We start from the raw sequence: 23,326 nt of genomic DNA on the forward strand, positions 1-23,326 counted from the left end.
TCTTGCTCTTTTTCTAATTCCGATTATATTTATAGGATTTATATGGATAATAACAAGTTTTACGGAATACGTCAACAAGTTTTCAACGAAGATGCCTGTCCCGCCGTCCAATAGGGTATGATGGAGTTGTGGAAGAAAAACAAGGGAGAGCAGCTATGAAATTCGGATTCGACATCGATGATACGATACTTAATTTACGAGAGCACGCCTTTCGAATCTATAACGTCAAATTAAACAGGCAAGTAGGAATAGATGCTTTTCGCGCATTAACGACGATTCCGATCCATGAGGCATTCGGATTGTCCGTAGAAGAAGGACGGCAATTATGGAATGAGCATCGGGATGAAATTTATTATTCGGCTCCCCCGTTCGATGATGCGGTTCAGACGCTGCAGGAGCTCGAAGGCCAAGGGCATGAAATTTATTACGTGACCGCCCGTAATCCGGAACACTGCGAAAGAACGAAGAGCGCGCTGATCAAGGCAGGTTTCCCGGTTCAGGATGACCGTTTCTATTGCGGGATGGCGGATTCCGAGAAGGTTCATATTTTACGGAAGTTAGGGTTGGATTACTATTTCGACGACAAACCGGCGGTACTTGATACGTTAAGCGAGTTGGAGATGTTCGTATATGCTAAGGACAATCCGTATAACAGACACTTGAATATTCCGCGAATCGTGAACTGGTGCGAGTTGCTGGAGATTATCAAGCGAGCTAACCCATCTAGCGAATGATGAGATCAAGTTCCCTATCGTAGCCTTCCGGGAGCACGAATCCCACCTTGTTAGCTCCGCAAGACTCGCATTGAAGCTCATATCGGCAGATGATAGGCAAGACTTCCGATTGTTTGGCCTGATAGGCAACCGGCTTCGCATCCACAAGCACGCCTAGCCCTGTGTCGATGATCAAGTCGCCTGCTTCGTTCAGATGAATATCGTGGCATCCTTCGCAGGTGAATCGAATATCTTCGGGCCGTCCGTTCGGACGAATGATCCATTCGAAAGCTAGCGACTGATCTTGCTCCTGAATGAGGACATCGATTCCCGCCCAAAGCTCTCGGCAAATGACTTTCCGATAGGGAGTCAGGTTCATGAATCGGCATGTGGATCTAGGGCCGATGAAGTAATGGAAGGAGCCGGCTTCCTGGTCTAATCCTTCTACGATCGCATCCCCGGAAGCGCCGACGAATTTCCAAACCAGATGAAGAGCCGTTGAGCTTTCGTGGGGCCTGAATAGCGTCATACTGACTTCTTGCGCGGATATGCCTACGTAGTAGCCTAATTTCTGCGCGATGAAAGAGACGTTAGCGTCAGCTTGTCCTTGATTGGGGATGAATAGCAGGGGCTGTTGCCGATAGACTTCCGAGAAGGTGGGTAAAAACTCGTTCTCAGCGGGCATCCTGAACGCCTCCCCATCGTACTTCACCGTTAGCATCGGTTGAGGATATGAAGGAAGCAGTTTGTCTTATTCCGAAAAAGTAGGAGGCGTTGTTGATGGAATGGAATTACTACAATACATTCATTACGGTTTCGAAAGATTGCCCGGCAGAGAGAGGCATCGTCCCCCCGGAGAAGAAAAGCGGCAAAACGAAACCAGGGATTGAATACGAATTAGTCTTTAACCATCCGTATGGTTATACGCAGGAAGATGTGTTGTTCGAAACCCACGTACGGCACAAGGACGTTCCCGAAGAGGAGTTATCCGCTCGGCGGAATGACATTCGCAGCGCCTTTTTCTCGAAACCGATGGCATGCTTGCGGGCTTCTATGCTGCCGAAGAAGTACGGATGGGGACTGCACTTCAACGCGGAAGGCAAAGTTGCCCTTGTCGCGAGAGAGTCGGCGGAATACGACCATTACGCGAATGGCGGGGAAGAGGGCTTGAAGGTAGTCGCCGCTATGCGGAATAGTAAGGAGAAGTAGGACGAATCGGCGATACGCAAAGATTAAGGGGTTGATCTATTAGACGGTGTTACGTCTGAAGATCAACCCCTGTTTCTTATCCTTTTACATTAGGCTCAATGCCTTTCGAAAGGTTGTTGGAAACCCAATCGGGAGCGTCCAATTTAGGTGTCTCAAGTTCGGGAGTGCTCAACTCGGGAGTGCTCAACTCGGGAGAGTCTAACTCCGATACCGCCGATTGCCGACTAAGACAGGCGTTCTTCAATCCCCGGGACACCAGAATGCACAAAACCAGGAATAAGGTATACAAAGCGACGTCAAAGATGCTCGATACTAGATATAGCGTTGCGCTAGGTTCTTCCATTCTAGTAATAACTCGATTTAGCCCGCTGGTAACGAAGAATAAAGTAATGAGCGGGGCTGCCAATCCGCTAATGAATCGTCCTTGTTTGAGAGTGGCGGGTAATCTTTGCATATACTGCCCCATCCTGTAATAGGTGGAGGGAATTCCGTAGAAGTTGAAGAAAGGGATCATCATGCAAGCGAGCGACATGCCCGGCGTGCGGGAATAGAACGGGAATAAATCTCTTAAGTCCACATGAACGCGATAAATCCAAATTAAGTAAATGATGAGCACGATGTAGTAGAGTACGGAGGCACATATGCCGACAAACCCATCCAAGGAATAAGCGTAATCCAAGTATAAGTCAACGTCGATCGCAAAGACGATGGTACACAACAGACTGATGGATACTAAGGCAACTAAAGCCCAAAGCAAAATTTTGAGCACGTTCGACATCACTTCCGAATAAAGCCTCATTTATAGAACTCTCCTCTTAGGATGGATTTAGGTTTCTTAGAAAATCCAGCGCGTCTTCCATGGTATCCACGGGAACGATCTCAAGCCGCAAGCCCAGTTCCTTAGCCACTAAAACGGCTTCTTCTTCATTGCTTAAACCTTCGTAGTAGAACCGTTCTTTGTCCTTAGGAACGAAAAAATAGTCCGCTCCGGCCTGCTCGGCCGTCCGAAGCTTATCGCGGATCGCACCAACGGATCCGACAGAATGATCGGGTTCTATTGTTCCGGTTCCCGAGATGATATATCGTCCGTTAGCGGAGAAATCCTCCTCTTGGGCTTCTTCCACTAACCCGATGGCTAGCATAAGCCCTAATGAATCGCCGTAATAATCGGCCGTTTCTTCGATCAAGCTGTCCAACCTTTGATCGAATTCATCCTCGGTTACCGGGTTCTCCGTTTCATCTTCGACAGAAGTGATCGCGTTCATGATCGTCTCGTCGCGGGCTTCTTCGCCGATCTCCTTTAGTTCGGTAAAGCTATCTGCCGCGGAAGCGTCGGCAGGCGCGAATTCCGCATCGGGGAATGCCCTTTGGGTGGACCAACGCTCGAATAAATTACGAGTGAAGCCCTCGCGCACATAACAGAAATGAACGCTGCCGTTGACCCCGATATCCTGAACGGAAACAATCTCGCCGGGCGCGGAGAACACGTAATAGCGAGGGAGGAAGCAGATAATCGCGGCGCTTACGGGGAGAAGGAGGAGTAGACTTACGATGATGATTTCGGGGCGAACCCGTCTTTTCGTTTGGTTAGCACTCAACTGCACACAACCCATTCTTGTAAAAATGTCCCACTGCTATCAATAATTCGACGATAATCTATTAATTCCTTCAAAATAAGTCATTCTCATCGTGCATGGAAGAGCTATACCTTGCTCCATTCGACAAATTTTACACAAGACGCGCCTATGGATGATTCAGAGTTAAATATTTCCTATTAGAGTTAATCTAAGTACGGTTGACTCTATAGGAGGAATACGCGTGATCGTTAGAGAGAAATGGAATTGGAAAGTTTGGTTTTCGGGGTTTCGTACGATCCAGAATCAATTTTTGATGATATTCCTGTCCGCTATTCTCGTTATCCTGATCGCGATGACGGCCGTAAGCTATTCTTTCTCCCGTCAACTAATTAAGGATGGCATAGAGGACAAGCTGAGAAGCCAGACTCATCAATACGTGAACGAGATCGGGAACAAGCTCCTATCTACGATATTAACTCCGCAGACCTTAGCCCCGGTAGTAGAGGCGAACGGAACGCTAGGGGGGAACGTCGTTTACGGAGATCCCTATGCGGACGAGGCGACCGGGACCGTAATGGTTAAGGTTTCGGTTCCTTATTATGATGAGGAGCAAACCTTCGTTGGCTATGCGACGCAGGACATTAGCTTGGATAGCATACAGCAGCTAGTCGGAAGCATTTCGGTTGGCAGGAACGGTTCGGCTTTCCTGATCGATAAGAACGGATGGGTTCTGGCGGACAAAGATTACGTCAAGATCATGAAGGTGAAGCTGACGGAGGATACTAACGAATCTTTAGCCGGATTAGCGGAGACCATGCTTGGCAGCTCCGTGACGGGCAAGACCGAAGCGGACGACACTGTAGAAGAAAGTAGTCCAAGCGAGAGCGCAGAAGTTGAAGAAGTATCCAACCCCGACGAGGTTGGGAGCGAGGATACGGAGAGCGACCTGAGCGATCTAGGCTTGGAGATCGATCTGGGTTCCGGGGAGGAAGACACGATAACCGAGGAAGCTCCCGGGGCAGTCGAGATCCTGAATAGTCCTATCGAGATCGTCGAAGGAACAGGGACTTACGATAAGATGGGACGAACGATGAGAGCATACTATGCCACGATTCCCGACGCAGGCTGGAAACTTGCGCTTACGATTCCCGAGAGCGAGCTGTATGGGCCGTTATTCAAGCTGTTCGAGCCGCTGACTCTCCTCATTATCGCGGCCTGCGTCATCGTCTCCATAGGCGCGTATCTCTATAGTCGCTACATTCTCAAGAATGTAAGGGATATTAACCGGCTAGCGATCGCGATGGCGGAAGGCGACTTTACGAAGCGGACGCAGTTGCGTTCCGGCAACGAGCTGCAGAGATTAGGCAATAGCTTTAACCAGACGTTGGATGGATTATGCGATACGATGGACGACATCTCGCAATCTTCCATTGCGATGTCGTCCCACGCGAATCAGATGAAGAGCGGTGCGGAGGAGACGACTCGCGCGGCGGAAGAGATCGCAAGTTCCATTCAGAGCGTGTCCGAAGGCGCGGACAACGAGGCGAGAATCGTTCTGGGATTCAAGGAAGTCGCGCAGGACGTACTTGGACAGGTTAAAGAGATTAACGTGAGCACGGAGCGCATGAAGGAAGTGGCTGCGAAAGCCCGCAAGGCTTCGGAGACGGGCACTAATTCGTTAGCCCACGTCATCGTTCAGATGGATGCCATCTATGAATCGGTCCAAGCCTCTTCGAATGACGTGTTGAAGCTGAAGCAGCATTCGAACGCGATAGACGAAATTTTAGCGTTCATTACGTCGATCGCTTCCCAGACTAGCCTTCTCTCGCTGAATGCGGCGATCGAAGCGGCCAGGGCGGGCGAGTCCGGCAAAGGTTTCTCGGTCGTATCGATGGAAATACGCAAGCTGGCCGACCAGTCGGCGACGGCTGCAGGGGATATAAGCAAGCTGCTGGCGGAAGTTCAAGCCTCGATCTCTCAAGCTGCGGCAAGCATGGAGCAAGGAACCGGAGCGGCGGAAACGGGAAGGGAATTGGCACGGGAGGCGGAGAAGTCGTTCGGCGCCATCGGGAGCAGCATCGAGAAGGTAACGCAGCAAGCGTCCGGGGTCTACGATTTTGCTCGTCAGATCGAAGCAAGCGCGGGGAGTATGACTTCTTCGGTGAAGGATATGCTGCTGCTCGCTTCTAAGAACGCCAACGATTCCAGTACGATCGCCGCCGCGGCGGAACAGCAGAACGCGTCCATGCAGCAGGTCGCGGCATCGGCAGTCGTTCTGGCCGAATTGTCCCAGCAACTGAAAGAGAAAATGCAGCCCTTCAGGAAGAGGGCTGCACGTTAATAAATGGACTTCTATACGTCGTAATTGACGATATATTTCTGAATTTCAGTATTGTAATACCCTTCGCTGAATTCAATCAACTCGCCTGTATCCTCATAGGAATAACGCGTTCTCATGAGCAATGGCGTCATCTTGTTAATTTGCAGCAGGCTCTCCACGGAAGGAGGGGCGACGGCAACGGAAAACTGATCTCGGAATTTCGCCAAGGAAATTTGCCGTTCGTCCAGCATGCCATATAAGGATTGCGCGTCCAGGCCGATGAGTTCAAGATCGCCTCTGCGCATCGTTAAATAGTGCGTATAGTGGATATAAGGCACGTCATTGAGTAAGTAGAGCCGTTCAATGCGCATGCATTGTTCCCCGAATAAGGAATGCAACTCCGTTCCTTCCTCGTGATGGACCACTTCCGTATGCAATAAACGCTTCTGAATCCGGTGGCCTTCCTCGACTAAGATTTCCGTAAACCGTTTCGAAGTCGATAGCTTAGAGGAGGAAGTATTGCGAATGACCTTCGTGCCTTTGCCGCTGCTCGTTTCCAGATAGCCTTCTTGCACGAGCTCCTTGATCGCATTGCGAACCGTAATTTTACTAACCTCGAACTCCGTTTCTAGTTGAGGCTCGGAAGGAATATTGGTCTCAATGGGATACGCACCGTGAAGGATTCGATCCTTTATTATACTTTTGATTTGCAAATATAAAGGTCTCTTATTACGGTTCAAGCCCATTCAGAAGTCCCTACCTTTCCACATCGCCTACCGCTTCCGTCATCGCACGGAGGATCTCGCTCTCGGAGGACATCGGCGTATCGCCTACGATCGTATGCGCAAGCATACCCGCGGCGGCAGCGAACTCGACGGTCTTCTCCGGCGAGAATCCGCTAAGTTCCCCATGCACGATTCCGCTCGTATAGGCATCTCCTGCCCCTATTCTATCATAGACGGAGAAGGTAAGTTTCTTGGAAAACGCGAAGTTTTGATTCTTATAGATAAAGCCTTGCAAGGAATGCGTGTTGTCGCCGTTAATGGAACGGTGAGTACCGGCCGCAATCTTGATCCCATATTGGGATGCAACGGCGGGGATCAGGTCGGCTAGCTGCTCCGACCGGGTTTCTTTCCCGGTGTGCATGCCTAGGATGAACATCGCGTCCTTCTCGTTCATCATGACGATATCCGCGAGTTGAAGCATTTCCTCGTAATGCGGTTTCGCCTTCTCGTAGCCGTCGGCTCCCCAAAGCGACGGGCGATAGTTGCAGTCGAATACGACGGTTCCTCCGCGCGCTTTGACTGCTTTCGCCAAGCTTTTCATATGAAGACGAACCGAATCGTTCATGGCCAGCGTAATCCCGCAGAAGTGAACGACATCCGCTTGCTCGGCGATGGCATCGTAATCATACGTGCCTTCGGGCGCGGTATTGAAGCTGCTTTCTAACCGGTTGGAATAAGTCACCCGGCTTGGCCGCGCGCCAAAGCCGTTCTCCAAGAAGTACATCCCTACATATTGTCCGCCCCGCATCGTAAACGTTGTCGTTAAGCCTAATTTGCGAACATAGGCCGTAGCGGCATCCCCCACCGAATTGACCGGCAAAGTGGTCACAAGATAACTGGTATGACCGAAGCGCGCTAAAGCCGAACCTACGTTAACCCCCGTTCCCGAGAAGGAGTGGTTCAAGCTGCTGGCTTGAGAGAGAAGATCGTAGCCCGGCACCTGCAAGCGCATCATCACTTCGCCGAACACCGCGATCCGTTTAGCCATGGTGATCAACCAATCTTTTCATGACATCAAGCAGCTTGCGAACGTCCTCTACGTTCGTATTGCCCGTAGCTTTATCTATAATCGAAGAGTAGACGTGAGGGATGACTTGCGGAACATTCGCCTCTAGAGCAATGCGCAGAATCGTCTCGAAATTGTCCATATCGATTCCGCCCGTAGGCTCCAATGCGAAGCCTTCCTCGCCGCAAGCTTTCGCGACGGCACGCAATTCATCCTCGCGGCTTAATCCGTTCATCGGGAAGTATTTCAACGCTTGGCCACCCATATCGCGGACAAGTGCAATCGCCGATTTCACGGGAACGATCGCTTGTTCGTTATGCGCCGCGCTTACGGGACCCGTAGAGATATTCACGTAACCGACTTGTCCGGTCGGGGAGACTAGGCTGTTAATCCAGCTTTGCTGGCCATTGAGGTTGGCGCGGGTCGCTCCAACAGCCGGGAACACTTGATTGATATGGCTGCCGGGATAATATTTCGCGATCTCGGCGACGACGGCCGCCTGACGATTATCGCCCGCGCCCAACCCGATCGACACCGCGTCGTCGATTTCTTTACCATAGGCTTTCATGGCGGCAACCGCTTCTTCGACCGTCGGGTAATCTTTCGATAGAACGCCGACCAGTACGTAGCCTTCAGCCGCTTCGAATACCTCCTTGGCATTCTCGATGCTGTTCGCTAACACGTTTAAGGCGACCCGGTTTTTATAAAAGCGCTTGTTCAAGTTCGTCATTTTATTTTCCTCCCGCTAGTTCACGTATTCTGGATGCGATAACTTGCATATCGTCGCCTTGCAGCGGACGAGGGTCGATATCGAAATAGCCTTGTCTGACTCCGTAATCGCGAGTGTAGATCGCGATCTCGCCGTTCTGTAATTCAGTAACGACTTGCTTGGCGGTCGTACCCGATTTGGCCGCATCGATCTGAATGCGCGCCCGGAAGATCGCTCGTCCGGCTTCATCCTGGACGATGCCGACTTGAACGCCTTCCAGCTCGTTCAACGTCATAAGCGTCTGCAACGATTGCTTTTCTTTCTCGCTGTTGTCCGCTTTGACGATATATTCATCGAGCGCTTGAAGCAGCCCGAACGTCGTTTCCTTGCCTACCTTCATGCTGCGTCCAATCCCGTGCAACTGCACCTTAAGCCACTCGATATAAATTCTTTTGCCGCCCACGATTCCGGATGTCGGACCTTCAATCGCCTTAGATCCGCTGTAGATAGCTAAGTCCGAGCATTTGACATACTTCTGAATGTCTTCTTCGGCAGCCGCGTCGACGATGAGAGGGACTTGATTACGTTGGGCGATTTCCCAAGCTTCCTCGACGGAGATCATGTTTTTCTGTACCGCATGGTGCGATTTGACGTACAGAATGGCCGCCGTCTTGTCCGAGATCGCATCTTCGATATGCTCGGCTTTGCCTTCGTTCGCGTATCCCACTTCGAGGAGTTTCCCGCCCCCTAAGAATACCATCGTTTCCACGGGTGCTCCATATTGCACGTTGTGGCCTTTCAGAATGATGATCTCGTTCTTGTCGATGGCCTCTTGGTGCAGGCGTACGCTCTTGCGGCGATCTCCTTGCGTGACGACCGCGGCAACCGAGAGCGCAATGCCGCTGGAAGCCGAGTTCACGACTACCGCAGCTTCCGAGCCAAGAATCCGAGCGATATAATCGCCGGCTTTGTCCACCAAGTCCGCGATCTCCACATAATTTTGCCCGCCGTGTTTCATTGCGTCCATGACCGTGTCGGTAGGAGCGGATACTCCTAATATGCTCATCCGCCCGCTTGCATTAATAACGCGCTTAAGTCCGTATCTAGCATTCAATGAATTCGCCATTTCGAACGACTCCTTTGGTTTCAATTGTCTTATCCGCTATGCGCTGTTCCCCTTCGGAGTCCAGAAGCGCAGTCTGCTCATGTTTGACGGTAAATAAAGTTAAGTTCGCGGAGTCCCCGGCTTGAATTCGACCCAGCTCGGGCTTCCCGAGCCAATCCGCTGCGCGCGTCGTGACCGCTGCGATGACCTCTTCTAACGGGTAACCCAAGTAAAGAAACTTGGAGAGGACATGGGCCATGCTATATACCGGTCCGTTCAATCGGTTCCCGCGATAGATGTCGGTGCTGATCGTGTTCAGTCCGATGCCGTGACGCTTCGCGGCTTCGGCCACCCGGAAGGAAAAGCTCGCCGTCCCGTGACCGACGTCGAGGTGCACGCCTCGGGCAATCGCATCTCGCAGCACCTTGAGAGGGTTGCCTTCGGCATCGAAAAGGTTGTTGCTTTTGCCGTTGAGGTAGTGCGTAATGATATCCTTCTTCTCGAGAAGGGGGATTACCTCTTCGATGTCCGGCGGTCCGGAACCGATGTGGACCATTAACGGCAACGAAGTTTGATTGGACAGTTCGCGCGCGCGGCGCAACGGCTCGATGCCGCTGTCGCGGACTACGCTTCTGCTTATTCGCGCTTTAAGTCCAACGATGAAATCCCTGTGCTGTTTCGCGACTTGAACGACTTTATCGGCATCGATCCAATCCAGATTGGATAATTCGTCGATCCTGGCTAAGCCTAATCTTGAAATGTTGAGAAAGGCGAATACGTTGGTGCGCGCCCGTAAGCGGCTTGCCGCTAAATCGGCGATCCGGTCCGCTCCGCAGCTTCCGGCGTCCACGATCGTGGTTACGCCCTGCTTAACGCCGATTTCGTCGATTTCATCGCCATAGGGATCAAAATCGGGAAAGGCATGAACATGCATATCAATCCATCCGCTCGATACATAAGCGCCGGCGCAGTCGGTTACTCGGTCTCCCGTCCCGCGGCCGGCCTCGGCTACCTCGATAATCGTGCCCTGTTCGATGATGATATCGATAGCGTCGCCATTGACGCGCTTTAGGTTTCTCAGAACAAATCGATCGTGCATGTCAGTCACCTTCTTCCACGGCTAGAATGGTAAATCATTAAATTGTCAGATTCGTATTGCTTTCCTCTATAAGATTAGGATAGCATATAAATCACATAATACAATATAACGTTATAATGTTTAATCGTCAAAAGTTGGATATCCATCTTAGGGTGCAGGAGGAAGCGCGATGAAATTGCATTTTGAAGGAGATTTGAACGCATTACGGCCCGGTATACGGGTATTGTCGCAAGAGCTTAAATTTTCCGAAGAGGACAATGGATTAGTCGTTCAAGTCGGGCAATCCGGCGACCAGGACGAATTGGAAGTCGGTTTAAAGCAAGGCAAGGCGTACATCTATTATGGGCAAAAACATCAGTTTTTTCGCGGATTGGGACTACTCTTGCAACGCGTTTCCGCGGGAGATTCGGCTTTCGAGCTTCGGGAACGGCAGCAGTTTGATACGATCGGCCCGATGTTCGACCTATCGCGCAATGCGGTTTTAACCGTCGATAGCTTCAAACTTATGCTTAATAAGATGGCTTTAATGGGATTGAACACCGTGATGCTGTATATGGAGGATACGTATTCTGTCGACAGCGAGCCTTATTTCGGCTATATGAGGGGTCGATATACGTATGCGGAGCTGAAGGAAATCGACGATTACGCCGACCAATTCGGAATCGAGGCATTCCCGAGCATACAGACGCTTGCGCATCTGGAGGAGTTCCTGAAGTGGCAGCCTGTTTGGGATTATCGGGATACGAAAGGCGCGCTTATCGTTGGAGAAGATCGGACGGATCGGTTGATCGAGAAGATGATCGAAGCCGCCAGCGCTCCGTTCCGCAGCCGTAAAATCCATATCGGCATGGACGAGGCGGAGGAGCTTGGCCGAGGTAAATATTTAGACCGCAACGGCTACCGAAGCCGGTTCGAAATCATGACGGAACAGTTGGATAAGGTGCTCGAATGCACGCGTCGCCTTGGCTTGAAGCCAATGATGTGGAGCGACATGTTCCTGAAGCTTGCCGTCGGGAATGCCGGAACCGAAAGCAATTATTACGATAAAAATACGTCGATTCCCGAGGAGATGGCTCGACGCATTCCGAAAGACGTCGATATGGTGTACTGGGATTACGTTCACTTGGAGCCGGAAGATTACGAGAACGTGATCGCCAACCATCGGCCGCTCGGTTGCAATCTCGTGTTCGCCGGCGCCGTATGGATCTTCAATACTTTCGGGGTCAATTACGGCTTGAGCTTGAACGCTTCGGACACGGCTCTTCAAGTGTGCAAGAAGGAAGGGATCCGCGAAGCCTACGCGACGATGTGGGGCGACGACGGGAATGAAGGCAATCCGTTCGCCGCGCTGCTGGGATTACAGCTCTACGCGGAGCATGCCTATTCGGCGGAAAAGCCTGATCGGGAGTGGGTAGCCAGCAGAGCGAAGTTCTGCACGGGAATCGAAGCGGACGCGTTCCTGTTGATGAAGGATTTGGACGAAACACCGGGGGCCGAATCAGACAACCGTAAGCAGAGCAACCCTTCGAAGTTTCTGTTGTATCAAGACGTACTGCTTGGACTGTTCGACAAACAAATCGAAGGGTTGGATATGGCTGGGCACTACGCTCGGTTGCAGCACCAAATACGTAGTCGTCGTAACCCGTCCGCCGATTTGGATTACTTGTTCGAGGTGCCGGAGAAATTATGCGGCGTGCTGAAGCGGAAGAGCGAAGTTGGAATCGAGCTTAAGCGAGCCTATGATGCGAAGGACAACGCGAAGCTGCAGGAGATTGCGACGGAAGTGTTGCCCGCCATCGCTGAAGCGGTACGCGAGCTGCGCAATGCCCATCGCGTGCAGTGGCTCCGTATGTTTAAGCCATTCGGTTGGGAAGTGATCGATATCCGCTACGGAGGAGTCGTGAACCGGATAGATACGGCGATTTACCGACTTCTCGATTATGTCGAGGGCCGAATCGATCGGATCGAGGAGTTGGAGCAGGAGCGTCTGGTGTATAGCGCGACGAACCGATTCAACAACAAGGGAGCCGGCTGGTGCAGCTATTATTACAGAATGGCATCGCCTAACGTCTTCTTTCACGTCCTTAATCCGTTCTGAGGATTGATCATATGAAATGGGCTGCTCTTAAGGTCTTATATGATCTGGGGCAGCCTATTTCGTATGTCGGCGGCGTGATTAATAACCCTTAAACTCCGCACATTCTACTGTATGAGGGCCTCGTTCCCCCCGAACTCGCATCAACTAGTCGCCATCTAGGTGAGAAGCGGGTTGTGCTATTGTCGAAGGGGAAATAGGGTGATGGCATAGCGCTAATTGGTCGTAATTTACGCAAGCGAGGCGTGATAAGGTGATGGCATAACGCTATTTGCCTCGATTGGCGAAAATGGGGTAGCAAAGTGGAAAATAAAGTGATGGCGAGGCGTTAAATGGCGGCATGTTAAGTAACTTTGGTGCAAAAAGGTGATGACATAACGTTATATCTGCGCGCACTGGCCACCACACACGCATTCACAGCCACACACGCACATTCCCCCGCCCATAGTCGTAAAAAGTGACAATGACGAGCCACACACGCCCATTCCCCCGCCCATAGTCGTAAAAAGCGACAATGACGAGCCACATACGCGCATTCCCCCGCCCATAGTCGTAAAATGCGACAATGGTGGCCACACACGCCCATTCCCCCGCTCATAGTCGTAAAAAGCGACAATGACGAGCCACACACGCCTATTCCCCAGCTCATAGTCGTAAAAAGTGACAATGACGAGCCACACACGCATATTCCCCCGCCCATAGTCGTAAAAAGCGACAATGACGAACCACACACGCACATTCCCCCGCTCATAGTCGTAAAAAGCGACAATGACGAGCCGCACACGCACAATCCCCCGCCCATAGTCGTAAAAAGCGACAATGACGAGCCGCACACGCGCAATCCCCCACCCATAGTCGTAAAAACCAATAATATCAGGCCGCACGAGTCCCTATAGGCAAAAAAAGGTCCGCCAGAGGAGCAATTGAGCGCTCCCCGACGGACCTTTTCCCCGATATTATCCTTTTACAGCGCCTGCGATCATGCCCTGCATAATGTGCTTTTGGAAGATCAGGTAGACGATGATGGTCGGTACCACCGAGATGGCTAACGCCGCCATCGTTAGTTTGTAGTCGGTCATGTATCCCGTAGAGAACATCGACAAGCTGAGCGGCAGCGTCTTCAGCGCAGGCTTGCTGATGAACACGAGCGCGAACGAGAATTCGTTCCAGTAGCGAAGGAAGGCTAGAATCGCAACGGTAGACAGTGCCGGAAGGGATAGCGGAAGCATGATTCTTCTGAAAATGCCCCAGTACCCGGTTCCGTCGATCATAGCCGCTTCTTCGATATCCTTAGGAAATGTGTTCATGTAAGCTTGAACGATAAAAATCGCGATAGGAAGCTCGAACGCCACGTAAGGTAAAATAAGCGCCCAATAGGTGTTGAGAAGATGAACCTTGTTCATCAGAATGAAGAGCGGGACTAGAGTACTGTGAATCGGAATTAGCATGCCGAGCAGGAATAATCCCATCACGGCGAGCTTGAGCCGGAACTGAAAGCGAGACAGGACATATGCGGCCAAAGCGCCGGCTACCAGCGTTAGGACAAGCGCGCCGATCGTAACGACGATGGAGTTGAACATGGCGAGCCCCATATCGGACACTTCCCAAGCCCGCTTGAAGTTATCCCACTGCCAATGAGCCGGAAATTGGAATGGACGGCTGAAAAACTCGTCGTTCGTCTTGAACGCGCTCATGAACAGCCAGAACAAAGGATAAAGAGTAACCAATGCGTACGCCAGCATCGCAACGTTCGAGATGCCGCCGCGCAATTTACGCAGACCTAAACCCGAAGTCGAGGAGGATGGCCTGCCAGAATCGCTTGTTGTCTTCTTATTCATTGTAGGGTCCTCCTCTTAACGATAGTCTTTTTTCATCAAATATTGACTGCCGGCTATTAAAATAAGACTCAGAATAATAATCGTCGTGGACACGGCGCTGCCGTACCCAAACCGGTAGATAGAGAATGTATTGTTATACATATAGGACGCGAGCACCTCGGTTGAATGCGCCGGTCCTCCGCCAGTCATGATATAGATGAGGTCGAACGCTTTCAAGCTACCGGAAATGCAAAGCACGATGACGACTTTGATCGTATCCCAGATCATCGGAAGCGTAATGGAGAACAGCTTGCGGGAGCCTTGAACTCCGTCGATCTTGGCGGCATCGTCGATCTCGCCCGGGATATTTTGCAACGCTGCGATAAAAATAATCAAGTAAGGGCCGATATAGTTCCAGATGATCGGAACCATGAGCGAGTACATCGAAATGCCGGGATCAGCCAACCAAAGTTTCTTCCAAGAACCGAGTCCCAGACTGTCGAGAAGGAAGTTCAAAATCCCGATTTCCGGGTGATAGATATAACCCCATATAATCCCCACGACGACCGAGGACAGAACCATCGGCATGAACACGGAGGAACGGATGAAACTGTGGAACCAATGATTTTTGAGCAAGAGCAAAGCCAGAATAAGCGCGATGGGCACTTGTCCGAAGACGGAAGCCACGACGACGAGCATGTTGTTCTTAAATGAAAGCCAGAATATAGGATCCTGGATCGCCTCCAGGTAATTTCCGAGACCAATGAATTTCGCCGAGCCGATGCCTTTCCAATCGAACAGGCCGTAATAAGCCGACCAGATAATAGGGATCATAACGAAGATGACAAACAGAAGCAGCGCGGGTAACAATCCTAATACGATAAAACTTTTCATACGGCTAGTAGATGTCATACTAAGCTCCTTTCACTCCTTAATAGTTAGGACGGTTTCAGCCCTCCTGCGAGGAGGAGAACTGAAACCGCGACATGTTGTTGTTTAATTAAGGGGCTGTACCACTCTACCGTACGTTACCTGCGAAGCGATTTGGCTTGCGCTTCTTGAATTTTCTTCGCGATGTCCGCGGCTTTGCCGCCCATAAGGAGTTCTTGAAGTCCGTTATTTACCGCTTCCGCACCGGCGGAAGTCATGATGCCGTCATATACGGGAGTCATTTTCACGGTGTTAAGAAGCTCATATACTTTCGAGAAAATCGGAGTTACTTTGCTCTTGTCGAGATCAACTTTGTAGCTGACAAGCTGGTTGCTTTCCAGTACGCGCTTCTGAGCATCCGGCCCCGCCATAGCAAGCATCAGTTCGAATGCGGCTTCTTTCTTCGCGCCCGTAGCGTCTTTGCCAAGGCCAAGGCCTGTTCCGACAACGCCGGACAAAGTATTCGGATCGCCTTTACCGCCAGGGATGGAAGGAAGCACCGTGGCTCCCATTTGTTCCATAGCTTCAGCAGTTGCGTTCGCGGCAAAGTTCGTCAACGCCCAACCGCCGTCGATCATGAATGCCGCTTTGCCTTGCGCGAACATTTGCTCCATCTGCGTATTGTCGATTGCGTTGAAGCCTTCTTGGAACGCGCCTGCGTTGCCGAGATCTTGCAAATGTTGCAGCGCTTGAACGAATTCCGGATCGGTGAACTTCGCACCGTCTTGAGCGGATGCTTTCAGGAACCATTCCGTGCCGGTTACGCGATCGGCTAGCGAACTAAGGATACTGGACTGAGCAAGCCAAGATGCTTTGTTACCCAGCGCAATCGGCGTAATTTTTTTGCCTTTCAGGACTTCAACGGATTTCATCAAATCGTCCCATGTTGTCGGAACTTGCAGTCCGTTAGCGTCTAGAATCGATTTGTTATAGTACAGTATCGAAGTCGGGCTCAGAGCAATCGGAGCACTGTAGATGTTGCTATCGATCGTGAATCCGTCGAACGAGCCGGGAAGAAACCCGTTTTTCCAGTCCGTCTGCTTATCGAGCAACTCGTTAATTGGTTGAATCAGACCGCCCGCTTGGAATTCCTTGGTCATAATGCCCGGCCACATAACGAACAAGTCCGGCATTTCGTTAGCCGCCGCGACCGTTTTTAGGCGCGTTCTGTATCCATCCGGCGGAATGGCCTGAATATCAAGCTCGATGTTCGTATGATCTTTTTGGAATTGATCGATGATCGAACGCATCGTCTGCGCGCGTTGGTCATCGCCGGTGTAGTTATGCCAAAGAGAAATCTTTACTTTTTCTTTGCCGTCAGAAGGTTTGGCCCCGTTGTCGGAGTCTTTGTTGCCACAGCCGGCCAAGAGAAGCGATATCGCTACTGTAGATGCCATAATAACGGATAATGTTTTTTTCATTTATTTGACCTCCCTGTTTTAACTGCTCCTTCAGTATAGGGGGAGCTTTTTTGAATAGGCAGGGGACAGAAATCAGGAGTAGGGTGGGTAAATATCAGTTGTTCGTTCGATATTCCGAAGGCGTCTTTCCCGAAACCTTCTTAAACAGCTGGCTGAAATACTTAACGTCCTCGTACCCGACACTCCGCGCGACGTCGCTGATTTTCATCGGAGATTGGCTCAAGAGCTCCATGGCGCGCCGCATGCGTTCCCTCGTCACAAACTCGATATAAGTAAGGCCGGTCTCCCGTTTGAACACTTCGCTAAAATGATTGGGGTTGAGATGAACATGCTTAGCGACCTGCTGCAGCGTGAGATTGTTATCCAGATGGTTGCCTATGTAAGCCATGGCGCGTTTGATATAAGATACCCGTTCACCCGCGGCCAGCTCTTGGTACTTGTCCATTAACGATTGCAGATGCTTGTACAGCGTTTCTTCCGGCCGCTCCGTAATATCGTCGGATGGCTGCAGCAACTGTGCCGGAAGCGGCTCTTCCCCTTCCAACGCCTGAAGAACTCTGACCCGCTCGATCCAGCGATGCCCGGAGATCAGAATGGAATTGAGATAAGCGCGGAACGAGCTCGGCGTTACTGCCGGGTCCACGAGTTGGGCTCTTATCGTTTCAATGACCCAAATCTTAAGCTCGACCGCATTGCCTGTTTTCAGAATAGAAATGAGCTGCTCTTCCTCCTCTTGCGAGGAAATCGTTCTGCCGCCTGCGTTATCCTTGACGTCGACATAGGCGATTAAGCCTTCTCGGCCGGCAAACCATTTGAAAGTAAAAGCGAAGGAAGCCTCCGAATACGATGTTCTTAACTCCCGGAGTTCATGCACGACCGAGCCTGCGGCGATGAACAGCTTACACTTGAGCTTTCGGCCGATTCGCTCGAATTCCAGCTTGATCTTAGGAAGCTCGATTTCCGCCTGTTCCTGGCTGAGGACGAGCAGGATGTAATCTTTGCGCAGCAAAGTTTCGCCATCTAGAAGCTCGTTAACCATATTCTGAACGGCGAAGTGAAGAGAGTTGGCATAAATCGTATCTTCGCCCCACCCCGCAGCCGCGATGATGAACACTTGGAATGACTTGTGATCCGCATTCAAATTAGGAAGCAGATGAGGGATTTGCGTTAACGACTGCTTGTCCAGAATCCCCTCTATGACAAGCTGCTCTAGCAGGCTGTCGCGGAAAGCGGATTGCTGGATATGGCCTTGCTTCAGCGTAGCCCAACGGTTTAACAGGCGTTGCTTCGCGTGCATGGCGGCTTTAATAATATCCTGAGGCGGGCTGGTCTTGAGCAAGTAGTCGCTCACGCCTTCCCGGATCGCTTGCTGGGTATAGCTGAAGTCATCATATCCGGTTAGAATGATGATTTCCGTGTCGGGCAACAGCTTCTTCACTTCCGCCGCTAACTCCAGGCCAGATTTGCCGGTCATGCGAATGTCCGTTAGTACGATATTCGGCCGCTCGATCGGGATTCGGGCAATGGCCTCTTCGGCGGAGACGGCGGGAGTCAGCAACTCGAAGCCGAGCTCCTGCCAATTGATCACCGTGCTAAGTCCGGTGCGAATAATGACTTCATCGTCTACGATCAGTACTTTCATGCTTGGGATTCCTCCATTGCAGGTAGGGTAAACGTAACGCGCGTTCCGATGCCTTCCATGCTTTCGATCTTAAGGCCCGCCTCGCTGCCGTAATGCAGCAACAGCCGTTGATGCACGTTTCGCAAGCCGTAACTGCCTTGCACGATCGGCTCGGGTTCATCTGACTGCTGAAGCCGGTACAGCACTTCGCGAAGCTTATCCGGCTCCATGCCGACGCCGGTATCGTCAACGACGAAAGTCATCGTTTCTTTGTTCATGACGGCATGAACGTGAATGACGCCTTTGCCGTCTTTTTTCAAAATGCCATGAATGAGGGCATTCTCGATAAGCGGCTGAAGCAGCAGCTTAAGCATCATAATGTCATTCATGGAGGGATCGACGAAGAAGTGGATTTCGAATTTGTCCGGGTACCGGATGGCTTGTATATTCGCATAATGGCGGGCATGGGAAATTTCCTGCGAGACAGAGCAATATTGCGCCCCTTTGTTCAAGCTGAAACGCAGGAAATCGCTTAGATTGCCGACCATATGGGCTGTTTTGGTGTCTTGATTCATTAAAGCCATCCAATGAATCGAAGATAAGGTATTGTACAAGAAGTGCGGGTTGATCTGCGCCTGCAAGGCCAGCATGTCGGCTTCTTTTTTCATCGATTCGTTATGCTTCACTTGCTCGGTAAGCCGTTCGATGCGTCCTCCCAGCTTGTTGTAGCTGCGAACGAGCTGCCCGATCTCGTCCATCGTTTCCACGGGATACGGTTCGATCGGCTCCTCCGGATTCGTGTCCTTCAGGAAATGCGTCAGCATCAACAAGGGCCGAGTGACCTGCTTGACGAAGAAGACGACGAGCGAAGCGATCAGCAGGCCTGCTATTCCGACGGATACTGCCGTCAGAGCGAGGACATATCGGTTTTGCGACCGGAACTCGGCGTAAGGAATGACTCTGACTAGCGTCCAGTTCACGTCAGGCATCGTCAAATATAGAATCGTCTTCTTTGACGACGATGGATCTTCGTAATTGAAGGAACCGGAAGGTTCCGTAAAAGGCGGAAGACCCGGCAGGAAGTCTTGTATGGAACCGTTCATAGGGTCGGCGGCTCCGCTGGACAAGATACGTCCTTGCGAGTCGACGAGCATCGTGTAATCATCGCTCTCCAGGCTCGCTTGCTTCAGAATTCGTTTGACGGATTTTTCGTCCAAGCTCATGACGAGCATGCCGATTTGTTCGAAGGTGAACATGTTGCGAATAGGGCGCACGAGAGAGATGACCCTTTTAACGCCGGAGATCGTCCGATTCTCGTACAAGGAAGTCCACCATCTAGGATGAGTTGTGAAATAGTCCGGATCTTGCGCCGTAATATCGGTCAGCCCTGATTCCAGAATCGTGGAATTGGAAACCGGATGGGATTGATACTTGGGATTAATCGTGATGTCGGATATGTAGGGCTTCGAATAGACGAGATTGGATAGAAACTCGATCATGAGGGTTTGTTTGACCACGTTATCCCCTTGGTTGCTTAAATACTGCTGAACATCTTTACTGCCGATCAGAAACAAGGACATGTTCTCGATGTCCTTGACGATAAATTGAAGATTCGTATCGATTTGCCGTAGACTGCCCATCCCCGACTGCTTTGCCTTTTCCTCCGTTAATTTAGAAGCAGTCGTATACGAGAAATAACCTAGAGACAAGAGAGGGACGAGTATCGAGACGAGCAAAAAAAACGATAACTTGCGATTAAGCGACCTTCGTAACCAACGTGACATAGCTTTCCTCCGTGACGATTGTCATTCGTATCCATATCCTCTCTCATCCCGCAGATGTTTATGAGAAGGCACGGAATCCAAATCCTCAAGATCGTAACACAATCCTCGCCAAGAAAAATAGGAGACAAATAAAAAGCCATCCCCGAAGGTCGTCTCAGACCCTTGAGGATAGCTTTTGTGGGGTATCGTTTCTTACCAGCCGAAGTTGAGCGGTTTGCCCGTTTCCGAGTATGTCTTGATGTTGCTGATGATGTACGGCCAGCTTTCGGAGGTTTTCTCGAAAGAAGGGTGGTTATCGGACCACTGGTCGTTAACAAGCGTCAGCTTCGTGGTTTCGCCTACCGGTTCGAGGGTAATCGTGACGCGGGTTTGCAGTTGCGCGTGGTTCGGGTTGTAGGAAGGTCCTGGATGCTCGGTCGTGCTGAACACTTTATTCGGTTCGTAGGCGAGAATTTCGCCGTAGACATGAACCGTTTCATCGCCGTCGGAGCCCGGACCGATATATTCGTAGGTGCTGCCTACTTCGAAAGTCGAGCGAAGGACGGATCCGAAGAAGATCGCTTTCGTACCTTCGGGAGAGACGAGCGTCTGCCATACTTTTTCCGGTGTTGCCCCGACGTATATCACGTATTTCAATTCCATGATTAAATCCCCTTTCAGATCAGCGTTGCTCTTATGATAGAATATCCCCAAAGGAATGTATTGTAAAAATACGACAGCCCAATAGCGGGAGGGAGAACCTCATTCATGAACCCGATTGCCGATCATTCGACCAAAGGGATTTTGCGCGCGGATGCGGGCAAACAGAAATTTAAGCTATCCCGATATGAGCCTGCGCAGGAGCTGCGGACTTACATTCAACATTATTGGGTTGTGGAATGGGATTTGAGAGGGATGGAGCCTTATCGTCAAACCGTGTTGTCCCATCCCAACGTTAACCTTGTATTCGAACCGGAAAATACGCGAATTTACGGGATATGGGAGAAAACTTCGACTCAAATCCTCGAAGGCCAAGGCAGCGTATTCGCCATTAAATTTAATCCCGGGGGCTTTTACCCCTTCTGGCAGAAGCCGCTTTCTACTCTCACCCGCCAATCGATCGCCTTATCGGACTTGTTCGGGGAGGAAGCGGCCCCTTTGGAAGCCGACATTCTTGCTGCGGGTGATGCCGCTTCTCAGGTCGAACGAATGGATCGCTTTTTACTTGCGCGCTTACCGGATGAAGACGGGAATGTGGAACTGGTTAATCGGATGGTCGCCACTCTCGTTGCCGATCGGGATATTCTCAAGGTCGAGCAGTTGGCTGAACGATATGACGTAAGCGTAAGGACGCTGCAACGATTATTCGATCGTTATGTGGGCGTAAGCCCGAAAGGGGTAATTCAGCGATTCCGGCTTCACGAAGTGGCCGAGAAGATCGAGAAGGGCGAAACCGTAGATTGGCCGGCGCTGTCCGAAGAGATGGGCTATTTCGATCAAGCGCATTTCATTAAGGATTTCAAGGCGTATTTGGGCAAGACGCCGGATGAGTATATGAGAACGATCGGTAGCGATTAGCACGGGGGATTTAAGCCTGATGTTCGACAAAATGAATGTCGTGGCTCGTGCAATCCGCTTCTGCAAACCGAAGCAGCTTATCGCCTTCATCGGATAATTCAGCAATGTCTTTTTTGCTGAGCGCTCGGAAGGGCTCGATGACTAAAGTGGCGGATTTGCGCTCGCGAGCGATCCTCCAAGTTCCCGCGACGAAGCCGTCGATCAGGAACGTCGAGCGGATAATTCCGTTAATCGTGAATACCCGTGCTCGATCCTCCTCGGAGATAATGCGTGTCCGGTCGGAATGGGACAGAAGCGCGTTATCGAATTCGGCCATGAATCTCGCCGGAATCGCTGTTTCGGCGTCGGGAAGAGGCACTTCTGTGAGATCGAACAACTCCTTGCCCTGCTCATCGCGGAATGTCCGTAGACGGGGTCTCATCCGATTGATGACTTCGCTAAGCCGCGTTAACCCTGACCATGCCTGCATGTCCTTCACCGACGCGGGGCCGAAGGCAGCTAGATAACGTTCGAGCATCGTCTCCAAACCGTTTTCCTCGGATAACGGTTTGCCCAACCAAGCTTCCGCGGATGTATGGGCGGCTTGTCCGCTTTCGCCCCATAATCCGCGCGGCGGAACCTGAACGAGCGGGATATACGTGCGGATGGCGGCGGCGATAGCGGCAGGATCATGGTCATGCCAACGCTCATCCGCGGTTAACAGATGACTGAGTTCATTGAACGTTAGGGGGCGTTCTTCAACGAGTGCCCGCCCTGCGGCGGTCAATGCCGCCATGTCTATATCTGACAGTCGTTTGCCGTGGTTTCCTTGGAATCCGCGTTCGAGAACGGTTTGTAGGATGGGACGGAGAATCAGGCAGTCCCGAGAAGAGACGAGATGGATCGTCGAGCGCATGAGCGCGATCCTTACCGCCTGCCGTGATCGGATAAGCTGCGCCAATTCGGCTTGGTCGAAATCTTCAAGTCGAGCCCATAACCCGATATAGGGAGGGTTGGGAGCTTGTGCTTGCATCCCGACTAGATGCTCAATCGCAGTTAGGGCAGGCATTTTCTGGCGGCGAATCAACATTTGCCGTTCGAGCAGTGCCCGGTTGAGGGCGCGTTTGGTAAGGATAGGCACTTCTGCGATGGGGGTTTTATTAATCGACATGATTCATTGCCTCCCGGTTCCCATATCTGATAAAGTCGAAAATAGATAACGTGACCCCGATAAGGTGATGGCGTAACGCTATTCACTTCATTTTCGATCGGAGGAAGTAGAATAGAGTGATGGTGTAACGCTATTGGTCTCGCAACTATCGAATTCGGTTAGCATGACTCCAATAAGGTGATGGTATAACGCTATTTCCGGAAATAGCATCCGGTAGAGTAGGAATAGAGTGATGGCATAACGCTATCATAGTTTTTTTTGAGTATCTTATAGCTCCATTATAAACCAACAACCCTGACACCAGTCTGTCAGAGTTGTTGGTTTGTTTACGATATCGGGGCATTGCCTCGCCAAAGTCGCAAAAAGCTACTATAGGAGCGTAGAACGCGAAGAATGCCTCGCTAAAGTCGCAAAAAGCGACTATGGGA

The 23,326-nt window shown here is 51.1% G+C and carries 20 protein-coding genes; 5 read left to right on the forward strand and 15 right to left on the reverse strand.

Annotation, left to right across the window (positions count from 1 at the left end):
• Nucleotides 1-155 precede the first annotated feature (155 nt).
• Complete coding sequence (locus tag L3D05_RS20135; protein WP_239618121.1) at nt 156-734, forward strand: 5' nucleotidase, NT5C type; 579 nt, start codon at nt 156-158, stop codon at nt 732-734.
• Here L3D05_RS20135 and L3D05_RS20140 read toward each other — a convergent pair.
• Nucleotides 724-1,398 carry a DUF7948 domain-containing protein gene (locus L3D05_RS20140; RefSeq protein ID WP_239618122.1) on the reverse strand — a complete coding sequence of 225 codons (675 nt, stop codon included), beginning with the start codon at nt 1,396-1,398 and terminating at the stop codon, nt 724-726. The genes L3D05_RS20135 and L3D05_RS20140 overlap by 11 nt on opposite strands.
• Nucleotides 1,399-1,493: 95 nt before the next feature.
• Here L3D05_RS20140 and L3D05_RS20145 point away from each other — a divergent pair, with 95 nt between their 5' ends.
• Nucleotides 1,494-1,922, forward strand: a complete 429-nt coding sequence (locus L3D05_RS20145; RefSeq protein ID WP_239618123.1) for a DUF6157 family protein — start codon at nt 1,494-1,496, stop codon at nt 1,920-1,922.
• Between the two features lie 76 nt (nt 1,923-1,998).
• On the opposite strand, the gene L3D05_RS20150 is transcribed toward L3D05_RS20145, so the two are convergent.
• Both L3D05_RS20150 and L3D05_RS20155 read right to left on the reverse strand, forming a co-directional pair.
• Nucleotides 1,999-2,721: a hypothetical protein gene (locus tag L3D05_RS20150; protein WP_239618124.1), complete on the reverse strand. Its 723-nt coding sequence runs from the start codon at nt 2,719-2,721 to the stop codon at nt 1,999-2,001.
• A 16-nt stretch (nt 2,722-2,737) separates the two neighbouring features.
• Nucleotides 2,738-3,520, reverse strand: coding sequence for a hypothetical protein (locus L3D05_RS20155; protein ID WP_239618125.1), 783 nt, complete (start codon nt 3,518-3,520; stop codon nt 2,738-2,740).
• Nucleotides 3,521-3,740: 220 nt separating this feature from the next.
• Here L3D05_RS20155 and L3D05_RS20160 point away from each other — a divergent pair, with 220 nt between their 5' ends.
• Nucleotides 3,741-5,840 (forward strand): methyl-accepting chemotaxis protein, encoded by a 2,100-nt coding sequence (locus L3D05_RS20160; RefSeq protein WP_239618126.1) that lies wholly within the window; start codon nt 3,741-3,743, stop codon nt 5,838-5,840.
• Nucleotides 5,841-5,851: 11 nt separating this feature from the next.
• Here L3D05_RS20160 and L3D05_RS20165 read toward each other — a convergent pair whose 3' ends face one another.
• From L3D05_RS20165 to L3D05_RS20185, 5 genes are read right to left on the reverse strand one after another with little or no spacing between them, the layout of a single operon-like run.
• Nucleotides 5,852-6,565, reverse strand: a complete 714-nt coding sequence (locus L3D05_RS20165; RefSeq protein WP_239618127.1) for a GntR family transcriptional regulator — start codon at nt 6,563-6,565, stop codon at nt 5,852-5,854.
• A 10-nt stretch (nt 6,566-6,575) separates the two neighbouring features.
• Nucleotides 6,576-7,592 carry a sugar kinase gene (locus tag L3D05_RS20170; RefSeq protein ID WP_239618128.1) on the reverse strand — a complete coding sequence of 339 codons (1,017 nt, stop codon included), beginning with the start codon at nt 7,590-7,592 and terminating at the stop codon, nt 6,576-6,578.
• Nucleotides 7,585-8,340, reverse strand: coding sequence for a 2-dehydro-3-deoxy-phosphogluconate aldolase (gene dagF / locus L3D05_RS20175; RefSeq protein ID WP_239618129.1), 756 nt, complete (start codon nt 8,338-8,340; stop codon nt 7,585-7,587). The genes L3D05_RS20170 and dagF overlap by 8 nt, the downstream gene beginning before the upstream one ends.
• A gap of 1 nt (nt 8,341) precedes the next feature.
• Nucleotides 8,342-9,445 (reverse strand): DgaE family pyridoxal phosphate-dependent ammonia lyase, encoded by a 1,104-nt coding sequence (locus L3D05_RS20180; protein WP_239618130.1) that lies wholly within the window; start codon nt 9,443-9,445, stop codon nt 8,342-8,344.
• Entirely contained in the window at nt 9,423-10,523 is a 1,101-nt protein-coding gene (locus L3D05_RS20185; RefSeq protein ID WP_239618131.1) for an amidohydrolase/deacetylase family metallohydrolase, read from the reverse strand. The genes L3D05_RS20180 and L3D05_RS20185 overlap by 23 nt, the downstream gene beginning before the upstream one ends.
• 169 nt (nt 10,524-10,692) lie before the next feature.
• On the opposite strand from L3D05_RS20185, the gene L3D05_RS20190 reads away from it, so the two are divergent.
• Nucleotides 10,693-12,621, forward strand: a complete 1,929-nt coding sequence (locus L3D05_RS20190; RefSeq protein ID WP_239618132.1) for a beta-N-acetylhexosaminidase — start codon at nt 10,693-10,695, stop codon at nt 12,619-12,621.
• A gap of 953 nt (nt 12,622-13,574) precedes the next feature.
• Here the strand turns inward: L3D05_RS20190 and L3D05_RS20195 are convergent.
• From L3D05_RS20195 to L3D05_RS20220, 6 genes are all read right to left on the reverse strand, one after another.
• A complete protein-coding gene (locus L3D05_RS20195) occupies nt 13,575-14,456 on the reverse strand; it encodes a carbohydrate ABC transporter permease (protein WP_439647966.1) in 882 nt (293 codons plus the stop codon).
• Nucleotides 14,457-14,471: 15 nt separating this feature from the next.
• Nucleotides 14,472-15,347: a carbohydrate ABC transporter permease gene (locus L3D05_RS20200; protein WP_239618133.1), complete on the reverse strand. Its 876-nt coding sequence runs from the start codon at nt 15,345-15,347 to the stop codon at nt 14,472-14,474.
• A 116-nt stretch (nt 15,348-15,463) separates the two neighbouring features.
• The gene (locus L3D05_RS20205) at nt 15,464-16,786 is read right to left on the reverse strand and encodes an extracellular solute-binding protein (protein ID WP_239618134.1); all 1,323 of its coding nucleotides are present in this window, start codon (nt 16,784-16,786) and stop codon (nt 15,464-15,466) included.
• A 94-nt stretch (nt 16,787-16,880) separates the two neighbouring features.
• The gene (locus L3D05_RS20210) at nt 16,881-18,428 is read right to left on the reverse strand and encodes a helix-turn-helix domain-containing protein (protein ID WP_239618135.1); all 1,548 of its coding nucleotides are present in this window, start codon (nt 18,426-18,428) and stop codon (nt 16,881-16,883) included.
• Nucleotides 18,425-20,191: a sensor histidine kinase family protein gene (locus tag L3D05_RS20215; protein WP_239618136.1), complete on the reverse strand. Its 1,767-nt coding sequence runs from the start codon at nt 20,189-20,191 to the stop codon at nt 18,425-18,427. Before L3D05_RS20215 ends, L3D05_RS20210 begins: the two co-directional genes overlap by 4 nt.
• Before the next feature lie 192 nt (nt 20,192-20,383).
• Nucleotides 20,384-20,833 carry an SRPBCC family protein gene (locus tag L3D05_RS20220; RefSeq protein ID WP_239618137.1) on the reverse strand — a complete coding sequence of 150 codons (450 nt, stop codon included), beginning with the start codon at nt 20,831-20,833 and terminating at the stop codon, nt 20,384-20,386.
• 105 nt (nt 20,834-20,938) lie between these two features.
• On the opposite strand from L3D05_RS20220, the gene L3D05_RS20225 reads away from it, so the two are divergent.
• A complete protein-coding gene (locus tag L3D05_RS20225; protein WP_239618138.1) occupies nt 20,939-21,748 on the forward strand; it encodes a helix-turn-helix transcriptional regulator in 810 nt (269 codons plus the stop codon).
• Between the two features lie 10 nt (nt 21,749-21,758).
• Here L3D05_RS20225 and L3D05_RS20230 read toward each other — a convergent pair whose 3' ends face one another.
• Nucleotides 21,759-22,898: a winged helix DNA-binding domain-containing protein gene (locus tag L3D05_RS20230; protein WP_239618139.1), complete on the reverse strand. Its 1,140-nt coding sequence runs from the start codon at nt 22,896-22,898 to the stop codon at nt 21,759-21,761.
• Nucleotides 22,899-23,326: the final 428 nt, after the last annotated feature.

Origin of the sequence: Cohnella mopanensis (genome assembly GCF_022352055.1) — a bacterium.
Lineage (GTDB): Bacteria > Bacillota > Bacilli > Paenibacillales > Paenibacillaceae > Cohnella > Cohnella mopanensis.